Annotated in this window: 12 protein-coding genes; 4 read left to right on the top strand and 8 right to left on the bottom strand. The window is 44.8% G+C overall.

Annotated elements, in window-relative coordinates; translation table 11 throughout:
• The first annotated feature begins 158 nt into the window (after positions 1–158).
• Positions 159–1340 carry an alpha-hydroxyketone-type quorum-sensing autoinducer synthase gene (gene cqsA / locus RH45_RS08095; RefSeq protein WP_008075930.1) on the top strand — a complete coding sequence of 394 codons (1182 nt, stop codon included), beginning with the start codon at positions 159–161 and terminating at the stop codon, positions 1338–1340.
• Positions 1341–1390: 50 nt separating this feature from the next.
• Here the strand turns inward: cqsA and RH45_RS08090 are convergent, their stop codons facing one another.
• From RH45_RS08090 to RH45_RS08075, 4 genes are all read right to left on the bottom strand, one after another.
• The gene (locus RH45_RS08090) at positions 1391–3460 is read right to left on the bottom strand and encodes an ATP-binding response regulator (RefSeq protein WP_008075928.1); all 2070 of its coding nucleotides are present in this window, start codon (positions 3458–3460) and stop codon (positions 1391–1393) included.
• A 117-nt stretch (positions 3461–3577) separates the two neighbouring features.
• Complete coding sequence (locus RH45_RS08085; RefSeq protein WP_008075926.1) at positions 3578–6619, bottom strand: AAA family ATPase; 3042 nt, start codon at positions 6617–6619, stop codon at positions 3578–3580.
• 8 nt (positions 6620–6627) lie between these two features.
• Positions 6628–7758: an exonuclease SbcCD subunit D gene (locus RH45_RS08080; RefSeq protein ID WP_008075924.1), complete on the bottom strand. Its 1131-nt coding sequence runs from the start codon at positions 7756–7758 to the stop codon at positions 6628–6630.
• 133 nt (positions 7759–7891) lie between these two features.
• Positions 7892–8977: a ketoacyl-ACP synthase III gene (locus RH45_RS08075; protein WP_008075922.1), complete on the bottom strand. Its 1086-nt coding sequence runs from the start codon at positions 8975–8977 to the stop codon at positions 7892–7894.
• 126 nt (positions 8978–9103) lie between these two features.
• Here RH45_RS08075 and trxC point away from each other — a divergent pair, with 126 nt between their 5' ends.
• Both trxC and RH45_RS08065 read left to right on the top strand, forming a co-directional pair.
• On the top strand, positions 9104–9538 hold the full coding sequence (trxC, locus tag RH45_RS08070) for a thioredoxin TrxC (RefSeq protein WP_008075921.1): 435 nt from the start codon (positions 9104–9106) through the stop codon (positions 9536–9538).
• Between the two features lie 188 nt (positions 9539–9726).
• A complete protein-coding gene (locus RH45_RS08065) occupies positions 9727–10887 on the top strand; it encodes an MFS transporter (RefSeq protein ID WP_008075920.1) in 1161 nt (386 codons plus the stop codon).
• Positions 10888–10919: 32 nt separating this feature from the next.
• Here the strand turns inward: RH45_RS08065 and RH45_RS22915 are convergent, their stop codons facing one another.
• Together RH45_RS22915 and RH45_RS08060 are read right to left on the bottom strand one after the other, a co-directional pair.
• Positions 10920–11315, bottom strand: coding sequence for a nitrous oxide-stimulated promoter family protein (locus RH45_RS22915; protein WP_008075919.1), 396 nt, complete (start codon positions 11313–11315; stop codon positions 10920–10922).
• A complete protein-coding gene (locus tag RH45_RS08060; RefSeq protein ID WP_008075918.1) occupies positions 11296–11829 on the bottom strand; it encodes a GNAT family N-acetyltransferase in 534 nt (177 codons plus the stop codon). The genes RH45_RS22915 and RH45_RS08060 overlap by 20 nt, the downstream gene beginning before the upstream one ends.
• A gap of 104 nt (positions 11830–11933) precedes the next feature.
• Between RH45_RS08060 and RH45_RS08055 the strand changes: the two genes are divergently transcribed.
• Positions 11934–12371: a DUF4174 domain-containing protein gene (locus RH45_RS08055; protein ID WP_008075917.1), complete on the top strand. Its 438-nt coding sequence runs from the start codon at positions 11934–11936 to the stop codon at positions 12369–12371.
• A 44-nt stretch (positions 12372–12415) separates the two neighbouring features.
• Here RH45_RS08055 and RH45_RS08050 read toward each other — a convergent pair whose 3' ends face one another.
• On the bottom strand, positions 12416–15046 hold the full coding sequence (locus RH45_RS08050) for a glycoside hydrolase family 31 protein (RefSeq protein WP_008075915.1): 2631 nt from the start codon (positions 15044–15046) through the stop codon (positions 12416–12418).
• A gap of 210 nt (positions 15047–15256) precedes the next feature.
• Positions 15257–15502: a hypothetical protein gene (locus RH45_RS08045; protein WP_008075913.1), complete on the bottom strand. Its 246-nt coding sequence runs from the start codon at positions 15500–15502 to the stop codon at positions 15257–15259.
• Positions 15503–15578: the final 76 nt, after the last annotated feature.

The following is a 15578-nucleotide window of genomic DNA, read 5'->3' as shown; positions in this document are numbered from 1 at the left end:
TTCCACAGCCTAGGGAAATATTCCTGTATGCATTATAGTTGATATTTTTATTTGTAACATACCACTAAAACTTTAATATTCACTCTAGAAACAATATAAAATTTCATTCATATATTCCTTTGTCAGCTGGCGCATGGTTTCCACTAAAGGATATTAATATGAATACGCTAAACCTTTGCCCTCCCTTACCCTCATTCATTAACCAAAAAATAGAGGGACATTTAGAACGCTTGGTCAATTGCCATCAAAATGGAAAACATCTAGTCATTGGTAATCAACCAGATAAAAAAGATCTGGTATTACAAAGTAATGATTACCTAGACCTAGCCAATCATCCACAAATAATTCAACGTCACACTGACGCAATCCAAGCCAAAGAAACCACAGCATTTATGTCTGGCGTGTTTCTTCAAGAAGATGAAAGTAAACCCGAACTTGAAACCAAATTGGCCCAGTTCACCGGATTTCATTCATGCTTGCTTTCTCAGTCTGGTTGGTCTGCCAACTTAGCCTTGCTGCAAACCATCTGTGACAGTGAAACTCAGGTCTACATAGATTTCTTCGCTCACATGTCATTGTGGGAGGGGGCACGAATTGCAGGGGCTAACATTCACCCGTTTATGCATAATAATGTGAAGCACTTAACCAAACTGCTCAAACGACATGGCCCGGGCATTGTTTTGGTTGATTCTATCTACAGCACGATTGGGACTGTCGCTCCGTTGATCGATCTCGTGCTCACTGCGAAGGAATACGGTTGTGCCATTGTGGTCGATGAATCTCACTCACTCGGTACGCACGGTAAGCAAGGTGAAGGTTTGCTGAAAAGCCTAAAGCTCAGTCATCAAGTCGATTTTATGACTGCCAGCTTGGCAAAAACATTCGCCTATCGAGCTGGCGCAATCTGGTGCAATAACAAAGCTAATGAGTGTATCCCGTTTGTAGGATTCCCGGCCGTTTTTAGCTCAGCAATGTTACCTTATGAGATAGAAAGATTGGATCAAACCTTAGAAGTGATTAAAGGCCAGTCAAAACAACGAGAAGATTTAAAGAATATTAGCCGCTATTTAAAACAGCAGTTGGTGAAGCTAGGAATAACCATTCGTAGCGACTCTCAAATTGTCACACTGGAAACTGGCGATGAAAGAAACACAGAGAATGTTCGTGATTTCCTAGAGTCACAAGGTGTATTTGGAGCAGTATTCTGCCAACCAGCGACGACACCAAATAAAAACATCATTCGTTTTTCACTAAATAGCAGCGTCACTAAATCGCAAGCCGATAAAATAATTTCAGCCTGCGCTCTCGCTTATCAACAACCCAACTTATATATTATCTAAATATATAGTTATTAACTGATAACCCTCATATTAAACTCATGATTTGAGGGTTATATCCAATTCGCTATTTTATCCAGTAATACACCAGACCCAGCAGGCTTAATTAGATAGTCGTTCATTCCGGATTGTTGGATCTTGTCGATCGCATTAGAGGTAGAGTCCCCAGTGTGACCAAGTATCGGGACATTTGCATAATCTGTCGCTGAATTTCGAATTGCGTTGGCCGCTTCAAAACCATTCAAATATGGCATTTCGATATCCATAATAACTAAGTCAACAGGGCTTTGCTGCAGCTTGTCTAGCACCTCTTGACCGTTTTGAACCTGAATTACCTCAAAGCCTTGTTGTTCGAGCAAAATCGACGTGTAAGCTCTTAAAGAGTGGTTATCGTCTGCGATCATGATAGTTTTGCCGTGGCGATCTATCTTTTTCGGTATGAGATTGCGATTTGGCTCTGGTGACTCAAAAAACAGCTCGTCCAACGCAGCTCCTGCTGATTGCTCCATTCTGTCTTTAGCAATTGGGTATACCGTTAAGTGTCGTTCAATATTGTCTGGGTATTGGGCGTCTGGACTGTAGAGAAGCACCACTCTAGCTTCGGTAAAATGAAGTCTGTGCTCTAAGTCAGCAAACGTCTCTGGGGCGTTTCTAGCAGAGTCCATATCGATGAAAATAAGGTCGAATTCGAACTCATACTCTTGTTTTTGGCTGGCCGATTTAAGATCCACACTTACAATACGAAACCCTTTGTAAAACGAATGTTCATTGAGTATCCGCTGGATCAGACCTGATCCGCCAACATACAAGACTGATTTGGATTTCAACAAATCATGCTTAATTACATCAACGATTTCAGACCGATATTCGGGAAAGGTTAAGGTAAACTCCGTCCATTCTCCCGGTACGGACTCGCATTCAATTTTGCCGCCAACCGCAGTCATGACCTTGTGGCAAAATGGAAGGCCAAGGCCATAGCTTCCTGTCTTGCCGAATGTATAGAAGTCTTTAAAAATGTGCTGTAGAACTTCAGGCTCAATTCCAACGCCATTATCTCTAAATACAAGTTGGTTTTTATGTTCAAGCTGTTTGATTGATACCGAGATTTTAAAATCGACTCCAGCCTGATAGTAAAAAGCGTTTTTAAGTAGGTTGTACAAAGCGTACTTTATCAGCGTATCACTGCCGAAAAATTCAAAATCCTGCTCAACATTAAAGCTGAGTGATTGCTTATCTCGCACACTTTTGTAGGCGAAACTATCCAGCGCGTTTTCTATCACCTCTTGGATTGAGTGCTTTTTGAATGTGGACGTTGACACTCGGTTCTCATCAATGGACGTTAACAGGAGATCGATCGCTTCGTTACCATTCTTAATCACCTCATCGGCATCACTAAGCACCTCACGTGCCATAGACAGCTCATGGGAAGAAATTTTAATACCGTTTTGATAGGTCTCTTTTTCCGCTGGCAGAATAGAACTCAATACTTCCAGTGACGCCTTTAACGCACTGAGAGGGTTACGCATTTCGTGAGCAATACCCGCACCAAACGACTTGGCAATGGATACCTTACTCTCGTGCTCAACCTGGTTTCTAAAATAAAACAAAGTACCAAACACGTAGGTAAACAAGAAGATAGGAATATATGGCCAAACAATGTCTTGTAGTGCGGCATGAAAATCTGCGTTATAAACAAGGGTGAAAGCAGTGATTATCGCAATAGCGGTTTGCGATAAGACTACCCTAGTTTGGTGCACTAACAGTATGTGCAGGAAAGCGGATGCCATGAACGACATAGCCCAAATAGTGGACCATTCGTTCATTAACATCATGTAGAAGAAGAAAAATGGCAGGCAAATCGTCATCGAGCACAAGTAATAGATCGGCATATGCCGACGAGCGTACTCAGGAAGGTAGTTTCTAAACGCGATTCCCGCAAACAACAGAGAACAGAACAGCCTCAACCCTAAACTTTCGTAGGGTTGTGGGAACAAATAACTCCAAACGTAGTAATAGGTAGGAAAGCCGAGTAGCCCCATCCAACCTACTAGAGTTAGGTTAGGTTCTGCGTATTGATAGATTTTATCGACTGTTTCTTGGATCGCTCCGCGAAATGCGTCCATTTGTCACCCTATCCAACTAACTTACTGCTTCAGTTTGCTTTTATATTTTTCAGCTAATTCAATTAATAATTAGCACATATATTAGCCAGTCACCACAAGTTCGTACTTAAACGTTAGCTACATAGCAACCAAATTTACTTGGCTGCCCCACTTGCTCGGCACAACATCGATGCGCTGAGACATCTGCTCCTTTAGTTCAGACACATGGGAAATAAGACCAATCGTTCGTCCAGACTGTTGTAAATCAATTAACGTTTGAATCGCGAGGTCGAGAGACTCGGGATCTAAACTGCCAAAACCTTCATCAATAAACAGCGTTTCTAAGCGAATACCTCCGCTATAGGATTGAACGACGTCCGACAGACCAAGCGCCAATGAAAGTGCCGCCATAAATGACTCTCCACCAGATAGCGTCGCGACATCACGCGTTTTACCGGTATACCCATCTTCAACGATAAGATCTAACCCTCGCCCTGCTGCGCCTTTAAAGCCTTCCGTCTTACGCATTAAGATATAGCGCCCTTTACTCATCAAACTCAATCGTTGTGACGCTTGGACAAGTACGTCATCAAGCAATACACCAAGAACAAAACGGTGCAAGCTAACCCGACTTCCGGTTTTGCCACTCGCGACGTCATAAAGGGTCCCGTATACCTGATATTCTTTTTCTAGTTGTGCGTTTTGCTCATGAAGCTTATCAATATCATGAGCCACTTTTTCGTATCGCTCATGTTTTGAACGCGCCGCATCCAGTTGAGCTCTTACTTCCCCATAAGTTTGCTCGGCTTTTTCTCGTTCTGTTTGAATCGCGGCCATATCTGGCGCACTTTGATCAGATAGTTCACGTGAGAGATCAGCAACCGTCTGTTCCAGCTTGATTTTATTTTGCGTAAACGACTCGGCTTCACTCTGCCAGCTCGCTAGCTGACTCTCATTTGCACTTGCATTCAAGTAACTTTGTTCGTCAGTAAACTCTGTCTCAGCAAGCGCTTGACGCCATTGCTGCTCGTCTGCTGCCAGTTGTTGCTTGGCCTTTGTTAATTGCAATGTCGTTTGCTCAAACTGTCCCTGCAACGTAGAGTACTGCGTACTCGCCTGCTGCTGACTTCTACTCGCTTGTTCAAGGTTCTGACTGAGTGACTCAACACGCTTTTTAAACTCGAGCTGCGTATTTTGCACCGATTCTAAGGTTGCCAACTTAGGATCGAGTTGCGTATTGAGAGCATCTAACCTTGCACCAAGCTCGCCTTGTTGAGCTTTGGTCGCCGCCAGTTGCTCTCTAACCTGATTAATCTCGGCCTCACCTTTTTCGCAGCGTTTCGCAAGCTCATCCAGCTTGGCTTCTTGCCCGGCTAAGTCGATAGTCGACAACTGATTGAGTTGCTGTGATAGTTCGCGAGCACGCGCCTCCAATGGCTCGATGGATAGATTGCTATCCAACCCCAGCTCTTGAATAAATGCGTTTAACTGTTTCTCAGAACGGCTAACGAGCATCTGCTGTTGGGCGAGTTGGTTTTCAGCTTGAGTAAACTGATGCAATGCTCGCCTATGCTGTTCTCGTGCGAGATCGACACTCTGCTTATCGATAGTTTCACCAGCAAACGCAGCAGGTAAAGGGTGTTCGTGGCTGCCGCACACTGGGCATGCCTCTCCGTCTTGCAGTTTTTGCGCTAGCACTGCTGCTTGCGCTTGGTGCCAGCTGAGCTCCAAGCGGTCGGCCGAGAGTTGCTTTTCATCTAAGATCTTTTTCTCGTGCTCTATCTTACGCTGCAGCTCAGGTAAAACCACCTCTAGCGCGCTATGCTCAGTTCGCATCTGGGCAAGCTTTGTAAGATCTTGCTGTTTACGGGCAATACTTTCTAACTCAGATTCCAATTTCGGCTTTTCACTGACACTGATTTTAAGCGCTTCAAGTTGCTGTTGGCCTAGCGTAAGGTCATTCGCGAGCTTGTCTTTGTAAGCAATGTATTTGGCAAGAGTTTGATTCTGTTCTTCTAGCGTTTTAGCTGATTGATTGAGTGCGGCGCTAAGTTGGTCTCGCTCCAACAACTTGCTTTGAACAGTTTCCAAAGCGTACAACTCATCGTTCAGTTTTGGTATTTCTTTGGCGTCAGACTCGGCCGTTTGAAGCTTCTTACTTGCTGAGTCTAGCGAAAGCTTAGATTGCTCTACTTGCTCTTTTAGGCTGAGTTCGCTCTCAACGAGCTCATCAGCCAAGCGGGCATTTTGTTTCCAGCGTTGGTACGGTACCGTCAGTGTATTGGCCCGTTTAGCGGCTTCTAAACGCTGTTTTGTGGCTAAATAACTCGCCTCGTTAGCAAGGTGTTCATTCAGAGCATGATTTGCTTGGTCTTTTTGCTTGAAACGCAAAACTAGCGCATTGGCTTGCTGCTCAGTACGCTTTCTGCCGTCGAGTTCAGTGCGTGCTTTCAGCTCTGATTCTTGTGCGCTATTGAGGTTTTGCTTTTCTGATTCCAGTAGTGCGATTAATTGAGGTTCGCTCTCTACCTCCGCGACATTTAAGGCACCTCGTATCTGATTATCAAAATCATTTTTTGCCTTGCTGATCGCGCTGGCTTTATCTTTTAAGGCAAACTCAATCTTCTTATAGATTTCGGTTTGGAACAGTTGCCCAAAGATGTCTTCCCGATCTTTAGAGCTGGCGAGGAGTAATTCACGGAATTTACCTTGAGGCAAAACCATCACTTGCCTGAACTGCGTTTCGTTTAGGCCAAGTAATTGCGTGATCTCGCTTTTTACTTGAGCCGTTTTACTGGTAATCAGTGTGTCGTTTTCACCGATTTGATACAAGGCCGCAGTGTGCTTTCGCATCGTGGTTCCCTCACCGCGTGCTTTTGGCGCTTCTTGCTCTGGTGAGCGTATCACGCGGTAGATTTTTTCTTGCAGCGCGAATTCAAAGGTCACTTCCGTCGCTACATTAATCTTGGCAAGGTCGCTGCGCATTTGCGTCCCCTGACGTTCATCACCAGTCGTTTCCCCATAAAGTGCGAAACTCATCGCATCAAGGATCGATGTTTTCCCTGAGCCTGTTGGGCCATTAATAAGGAACAGCGGATTGCTACCAAGCGAGGTAAAATCAATTTCTTGTTGATTAGCAAACGGACCAAAAGCTTGCATGGTTAACTTAAGTGGTTTCATGTTTGCGCCTATTGCTTGTTGAGTTGCTTGATAATGCTTGCCAATGCATCTTGTTGAGTTTCACTGAGCTCACTATCCTGAGCTTCTGAGAAAAAGTCCTTGAACATGTCCAGTTCGTTTCGAGCTAACTTTGCCTGAGCCATTTGTTGCTCTACTCCCACCAGCATGCCGGGTTTCTCCAAGTGCAGGACATTAGGATAAACGGCTCTTAGTTTATCCATTGGGTTGAGTATTGCGTGCCTATCAAGCAATCGAATCAACAGGTAGTCTTGGTTATTCGGGTCTTGCTTGCCATTTTTCAAGATTTGGTGCATTTCACCTTCTAAAATGCGCATTTGATGGGGTGCGACAAGGTCGATGTGTGTAGCACTCGAGAAACCGTCGTGATCAAGTTCAACCAAGGTTACGCCTTTTTTCTGGTGTTGCTCTGAAAAGCTGTATTTCATCAGCGATCCCGAGTAGCGGATAAACTCTTCGCCTTTCTTTTGCGGCTGATGCAGGTGTCCAAGCGCAACATAGTCAAAATGAGTAAAGTGTTCGTGACTGACCCTGTCAGAGCCACCAATAGACAATGGACGCTCTGAATCAGATTCAATCGCGCCATCAACAAAGCAGTGGCTAATTAGGACACGTTTCTGCTCCGCTTTGAACGTGTCTTGTATTTTCTCGCTTAACAATTGATGCGCTTGATCATGCGTGCTGACAGACTGTTGAAAGTGGTGACGCACCAACTCAGGGTCGTTATAAGGCATCCCATAGAAAGCAACTGGGCCGATATCAGAATCTATAACAACGGGGGTCAGCATATCGTCGAAATTCGCGATGATATGTAATCCCGCCTCTTTCATGCGTTCTGCTCCAAAGCTTAATCGCTGAGCGCCATCATGATTACCCGGGATAAGGATAATAGGTAAACCAAGCCCACCACAGACTCGATTAACAAAGTCGTTCATCACTTCAATTGCGGCGGTCGGCGGTACAGAGCGGTCATACACATCCCCTGCTATGACAAGCGCATCAACAGGATTACCTTTAAGATAGTCAAATAACCCTTCGAGAACCGCTTGTTGATCATCTAGCAAAGATACATTGTGGAACTGGCGTCCGAGATGCCAATCTGAGGTGTGTACAAACTTCATGTAAGCCCTTTTATCGCTCTGATTTCGCGCCCTATAATACTGACTAATCGACAATTGTCTGTAGATTTTTCAGGGATTCAGTACAAAAAAACCGCGGACAATCCGCGGTTTCGCTTTCTAACGACAATGGCAGTTATTGCGCTTTGCTCTTACAAAACTCAATCGCCTCTTCAAGTAGTTCGAGAGCGCTTTGGTCACAATCAGGAAGCGCTGCGTCACTTTCACCAAGTGGCGTTACGCGTTCGCCCCACTTGATATGACCAGCACCCCAAGTTAACCCTGCGCCAAACGCAGCCAGTAACAGATTATCACCTGGTTTAACGACGCCTTGTTCTAAGGATTCACATAGAGCAATCGGCACAGTCGCAGCAGAGGTGTTGCCGTAGTTTTGGATATTCACGAATGCTTTATCTTGGCTAATACCTGATAAATCACATAAGGTCTGAATGATACGAATGTTCGCTTGGTGGGGAATAACCACATCGATATTCTCTGTCGACAGCTGGCTACGTTGGAGGACGCTTTGTGCAGCCGCACCCATACCTTTGACTGCTCGCTTGAATATCTCTTTACCAACAAAGTTAAAGTCCCAGTAACCGTTGTCTGCCGCAAAACGATCCATAGAAGTACCAAATTTAGGTACCGCGAGAATATCACGCCCTGCTGAATCACAGCCCAGTTGTGCATGTTGAAGTCCAACTTGTTGCTCGGTACGTGTCAAAACCACTGCACCTGCACCATCACCAAACAACACGGCCGTATCTCGCTTTGTCCAATCGATAAAGAAAGACAAACGCTCGGCACCAATCACAATTGCGTTTTTGTAGTTACCCGCTTGAATTAAACGAGTCGCGGTTTCTAGGCCATACACAAAGCCAGTACAAGCGGCGTTCAGGTCAAAAGCCGTCGCCGCTTTCATTCCCAAGTTTTGAGAGATCTTTGAAGCAATATTTGGAATCAATGAATCTGGAGAACAGGTTGCGACGATAAGAAGATCGACGTCATCGGCAGTGATACCCGCACAAGCAAGGGCATGCTTAGCGGCTACGGTTGCCATATCAGACGTGTTAACGTGACTGATGCGACGGTTTTCGATACCAGTTCGAGTTCGAATCCACTCATCGGAAGTATCGATAAAAGTACTTAAATCATCGTTGGAGAGCTTCGCTGGCGGTAGGCACTTACCCCAGCCTGTAATTTCTGCAAAAAAAGTTGTCATTCTGAGCCTTTTTAAATTCTTATTTGAGTCACTCGACCTTTTCAGAGTATAACTAGCCTTTATGGGTGGTGTCACCTTCTTGAAACAATCCCCATCACAGCAATTACAATTAGAAAGAGTAAAGTCATGTCTACATTCAACACTCGATGTCCATCGTGCTCAGGCTTAAACCGGGTACCTAATGAACGCGTCTCGGAAAGCCCAAAATGTGGTAAGTGTAAAGCGCCTCTATTAGATGGCTCGCCAATTGAAGGTACTGAGCAAAACCTCGACACCTTGTTATCAAGTTCTCAGCCCGTTGTTATCGATTTTTGGGCTCCGTGGTGTAATCCGTGTGTCGGCTTTGCGCCAGTATTTAGTGACGTCGCAAATGAGCGCGCAGGAAATGTACGATTTGTAAAAGTCGATACAGAGGCTCAGCAAAATATCGCGGCTAAGTATCAAATTAGAAGCATTCCGACCATCATGGTCTTTAAAGACGGTAAAAGAGTCGATGTCATCAATGGTGCATTACCAAAAGGTCAATTCGACCAATGGCTTAATCAAGCATTGATGAAGTAAAAAACATTACATAAACCAAGCCGAAAAGCGATGAATTTCGGCTTTTTTATTCACATTCCCTTCTTTAATAACGACAAATATTATTAATCGTTAAGAATAATATTTTTCGTTTGTACCTCAATTAGCTTTACCTCCATAGTCGCGCCAAATTCGTTTGTATTTCCACATAGACTAAAGAGGCAAAGACGTTGGAAAACACCTTAATTCCTACCCCTAGAGCACGTATTTCTGTACCAGTGATTGCGCTGGCATTATACGCTGTCGCGTCAGGCTACTTAATGAGCTTGATCCCTTTAATGCTGCCACATTACGGGTTGGAATCATCGCTAGCAAGCTGGTTAGCCAGTGTTTTCTATGGTGGCCTTCTGGTCGGAGCCGTAATCATTGAACCCGTGGTAACGAAAGTTGGACATAGAAATGCGTTTGTTTATTGCCTGGTTGCCTTCATCGTGACCATCGCAGCATTGCCTGCTTTTACTCAAGCCAGCGTATGGTTGGTAGCGCGCTTTGTTGCAGGCATTGCGGTGGCAGGCGTCTTTGTAATCGTAGAATCTTGGTTGCTACATGGCGACGAATCCGCTCGGGCTAAACGACTCGGTTTATACATGGGTTCACTGTATGGCGGCTCGTCTTTAGGTCAACTAGGGATCGGTATATTAGGTGTGTCTGGCGGTGTACCATTTATCGCCATCTTTACCCTATTGCTGATAGCAATCGTCGTTTTATTATTTGGTGACTCGGATCAGCCAGAAAGCGCTCACAGTTCGCCTATGTCGTTTAAACAAATTGCAAAGCTTAATCACGCCGCCATCATAGGTTGTATTGTGTCCGGATTAACCTTGGGAGCGATTTATGGATTGATGCCAGTGGAGCTCACGGAACGTGGCATTTCCCACGATAATTTGGGCAGCTTAATGGCGTTGATCATTCTCGGAGGTATGGCAGTTCAGCCTATTGTCCCTTGGATGTCTAAGTTTTTGGGTCGCACTTTTCTTATGGCGGTCTTTTGTATGCTCGGTGTTGCGTCCATTACATTGACAGCAAGTGTTGACGGAATTCGTATCCTTGGCGTAGGTTTATTTCTACTCGGCATGGCGACATTCGCTCTCTATCCCGTCGCAATCAATTTAGGCTGTGACAAACTGGATGCGAGTTACATTGTGTCAGCGACCCAAGTCATGCTGTTCAGTTACAGTGTCGGGTCTGTCGTCGGCCCAGTTGTTGCAGATGGATTCATGTCAGGCCGCCAAGGTTTAATGGGCTACTTATTTGCCACTTTACTCGCAACATGTATCTACATGTTGATTGCAAGTATAAAAACCAAACATCAAGCGATCGCTGGCGAATAGCGATGGATTGGAGCTGAAGAAATACGCACACTTCAGCTCTCTTTGTTGCTGTTTCTTATCGTTCGGTTAGAAGCGTTCTTCGGTGGTTTCTCTGGAACGGTTTTTCTCTCAAGGATCAGATGTCTCATAGACAAAATGGGATGTGGCAGCAACATTCTCGGCCCAGCGTAACGCATCACATCACGCATCAAGGCTTTGGGTTCCGGTTTGTAGCAGTGAATCGGGCATTTATTGCATGTTGGTTTAGTCTGCCCGTACGGACAACGGTCAAGCCGCACCTCAGCATAAGCCAACAGCTCGCGGCATGCTTGGCACAAGCTTCCTCTAGTACCATGTTTATCACGGCAATAGATGGCTAACATAGCTGCGACGGTTTTGTGCTCAGTTAACAAACCACCACTTAGAATGTCACTGTGTATATGTTTCATGTTCAACCAATGATAATTGATAAAGTAATAAATCAATTGTATCGCTGATTGGCTTCTGAACTTTGATATAAGTAAAACCGAGTTTAGTTAGTAGCTTCTGGCTAGAAATATTATCCGACGTGGTTATTGCGACCAAACCTTTAATGTCTTCACGCTCTTTTGCATAAGAGATGACGGCTTGCGCGGACTCAAATCCGTAGCCTTGTCGATACTCTCCCGGTAAAAAACCATACCCCAAATCATACGCTTCGAGCTCATCACGCTTTATTAAACCACACACGCCGAGTTGCTTACCCTGAGATTTAGATTCTACCACTAACAAGCACACGCCTTTTTGCTCGTGCATATCAAGCATACTGGTTTGAATGTAACGCTCTGCGTCTTCAATAGTGAAGAGCTTTTTATCACCCACAAATTGGATAAAATCATCGCTGTTGTATAGCTCTAAGATAAAAGCCGCATCTGCCGAGTTTGCCATTCTTAGCAAGAGTCGCTCTGTAGTGAGTGTTTTCATAGTCGTTGATACTTTATTCGTCATAACATTGAGCTTACCACCTACAATAAGCGTATAGAAGTTAGTGATAATCGAGTGCCGGAAACTGGTACCAGGAGGCTTACATGCGTACTTTGATGGTTTTTCTGTTGGTGGCGATGAATTGTTCGCTGGCCCTAGCTTACCCTGCTCACTCAGAAAAGTGGTCGCATCGCAGCGTGATTTATTTTGCTCCAACTCAGGATGAGTACGTTAAACAGTTTTTATTGGAGTCACTAATGATTGAATGTGAACTCAAAGATCGTGACGTTGTCACCCTTGTAATCACTGAAGATGGCTTTACCGTACCTAACTGGGTAAGAGACGAGTTTAACCTTAGTGGTATGTTCCATGTGTACGGAGTGACTCCTGGTGAGCATACCGCCGTACTCGTAGGCAAAGATGGGACAGAAAAGTTGCGTTGGGGAAAGAAAACCAACTGGGAGTCAATAAAACAAACGATCGACCTAATGCCAATGCGTCAATACGAAATGAAACAGGGTTCTAGCCCCTGCTCCGCTTGAGAATAAGAAACCCGGTTCAACCGGGTTTCGTATTTCTTTGATCACTAGTACAACAATTCTATGGTGGTCTTATCTCGCATTAGCTCAGACAGTTCAATGTGTAGCACATGGCCTTCTTGCTTCCAAACTAACTGATGTTTTGTATCTGAATTCACTTGTTGTATCTCAACATTCTCTGGTAACAGCCATTCTATATTCAGTGCCCGCTCGACCTTCATGCCTTGGTACTGTCCGTTGCGTTTGATGGACAGCAACGCACTATTGGTTGACGTTTCAACGCTCAATACCGTTTTAGCCAACTCACCTCGGGTGTAGGCGTCCGTTTTACCGTCATCTTCGAAAAGAGAGAACTGGTTATCTGTAAGACCAAAGATTTTCACACTAATGTCATCAGGAACACGGCTTGTCCAACCTTGTGCAGTTTCTTGCGCCACTGGAATGATTGCGCCGTTAACGGCAAACAACGGCAGTTGGTAGTGTCCGTCTTCACCATAAAGTGGCATTTCAAGCATAGAGTTCGCATTACGCTCAAGCTGTTTCCCAGAGCGATAATCGAACCAGACACCTTCAGGGAGATAAGCTTCAACCGATTTCGCCCCCAGTTTGGCGTTTACTGGACTCATTAATTGCTGACCAATCATCTTTTGGTTAACGCGATCTGCAGCCGCTGAATCTTCCGAGTACACGTAACTCAGCGACGGATAGACAGGCTCGCCGTTTTGATGAGCAAGATGAGCGAGCGAGTAAAGATAAGGGATTAATTCGTAACGCAATGCTAAGTTTTCACGGTTACTCGCTTGATCACCGACTCTATCTGGGGCTGTCTCTTTACAATTACACAAATTTTCCGTGTGAGGACGAACGGGAACATCGAATAAACTGCTGTAAGCAAACCATTGAGTGTAGGTTTCGTTAAGTACTGGCTCTTTCTCTGCCCCGATAACTCCCAATCCTTTACGATGAAATCCACCAATATCTGAGCCATAGTAATCGATACCTGACAACATCATGTTGGTTTGTTGCCCAATATGCACCGCTAGGCTAGTTAGGTTAGAGCCGATATCCGCCGACCACATAGAGCCACCAAACTTCTGGATTCCTGTTGTACCAGAACGTGACATCATAAACGGGCGAGCTGCTACTTGATTCGCTTGGTACCCTTGATAAATACCTTGGAGCCAGTAGTAGTTAAACAGGTTATGAATCTCATCATGCGCTTGATCATTGAAATAGACGGCTTGGTGATTGTACATCTCAGGCTCGCCTAAATCAGTCCAATGCCCGATAACACCCATGTCCACCAAAGGTTGTCGTTTCCAGTTATGCCAATACTGGTTTACCTCCGGATTCGACCAGTCAATCATGCCTCCTTTACCCCACCAGTTGCCACCACCATGTGGGTTAACATTGGCACCAAGCCCGGTGTCTGGATCTTTGGCTAAATACCCCTTGCTTTCGAGTTGTTTAAACTCGTCTAATCCCTGGCTAACATAGCTCTCTTCGATCAACACCATGCCAATGCCCTGTTCATTCAACTGAGCGATTTTCCGTTCTGGTTGCGGGAAATTTTCTCTATCCCACGTTAATGTCCCCATCTGACTGAGCGGATCGTTACCCTTAACATTACCAAACCATTGTAAGTCCATGACAACACCATCAATTGGAAAGTCGGCTTGATCTAGGGTCTTTAATTTGTCGTCCATTTCTTGCCAATTATCAAACCCATATTCTGACAACCACATACCGAACATTTTACGCGGTGGAACTAAAGGTGTTCCGGCGAAACGCATAAACTGCTTTCGAAGCGTACTCTGCTGGTCTGCGGTCATCACTATGATTTCACTTGCCCCCTTTGAGGCTTTTACCGCTAAGTCATTATTGTCAAAAGTCCACTCGGAGCTGTAAAGGTTGTTTAGATATAGTGCGAAATCCGTTTGCTTTGCGTTGGCGGCATAAAGTAATGGGATCAGAGTGTTGCCTGTCGCTCCTCCATTAAAACCCTCCATTTTATTGCCCGCGTGGCGAGTACGCCCATTCCAACGGCCATCCATATTACCAGCCTGTTGAAACTCTTGGCCCAAGCCACTGTAGCTGTATGCATGAGTTGTAGAGAGCGCGAATCCTGTCGAATCAGTAGGACATATCACATTGATTTGCTCACCTTCGATGTCGTTCAAGGAGACACAAAGCGTGTTTTGATCAACATTCATTGTCAACTTACTGGTAGAGAGTTGGTTTGCCGAATGTTGCGTAACAATAGGTTTATTTAGGCTTGAAAAATCCAGGAGTTGTTGCCGCTCAGGCGCTGATTCATCCCCAAAGCGAATAACCACGACAGAGTCACTAAGCAGACTCAAAGTCAGTGGTTTTGCTTGCACTAACGACTTTTCCATCAACGCCTTGTAGGTCTCGTCAGAGAATGAAGCGGCAAGTTGCTTTTGTAACGCAGCGCGAAATTCTGTTTCCGAGTAGAAGTATTCGCCATAGATCGGTTTTAACAGCTTTACGATCTGTCGCTGCTTTAGTGTGCGACTTACACGAAACACATCTGCTGCATTGAGCTTGTAGCTTGTTTTACCTTCAAAGGTATAAGTTGTGGGTGTTTCGACCGAACTGGTACAACCCACCATTGATAGGCCAAGGGCAACTGACGCAATGGACGCTTTGATTCTCATAATAAACTTCCGCTATTCAATACTTTGAATACAGTCTATCGTTGAGAATCTATCAAAAAAAATAGCCTATCCTTAACTAGGTATAGGCTGTGTGTATATCACAGCGGTTAAACCAACCGCTGCGTATCAATTAGTAACCCAAGTGGCATTTATAAAATCAATATTATGTGAACAGCGCGGCAAACTGCGCATGTATCTCAGTGGCCAGAATTATAGTGACGCGATCTCTTTGTCTAGCTGATACTTCTGGTCGGTAACAATTCGTTCCAATACTTCAACTCGCTCGCTCAAATGTTTGACTTGTTCAATCAGCAGCTCTTTTTGCTTATGATCCAGTTGGCTTTGCTGTGATATTTCGAGCTGCTTAATTTCCTTACGATGGTTTAACACCATCTTGAGCATGCGACCACCAAAAACGGCACCGAAAATAATGGCTATGATCATCACCAGTTGCATTTTGCTTTCCCTTCTCATCCATTAACAGTTTGTAACACATTGTCTTTGCTCAACAAAAGACAAAAGAGCCTGATAT

It is taken from the genome of Vibrio sinaloensis DSM 21326 (genome assembly GCF_000189275.1).
Lineage (GTDB): Bacteria > Pseudomonadota > Gammaproteobacteria > Enterobacterales > Vibrionaceae > Vibrio > Vibrio sinaloensis.
The sequence above is the reverse complement of the archived record's forward strand: the minus strand, read 5'-3'. Positions and strand labels throughout refer to the sequence as shown.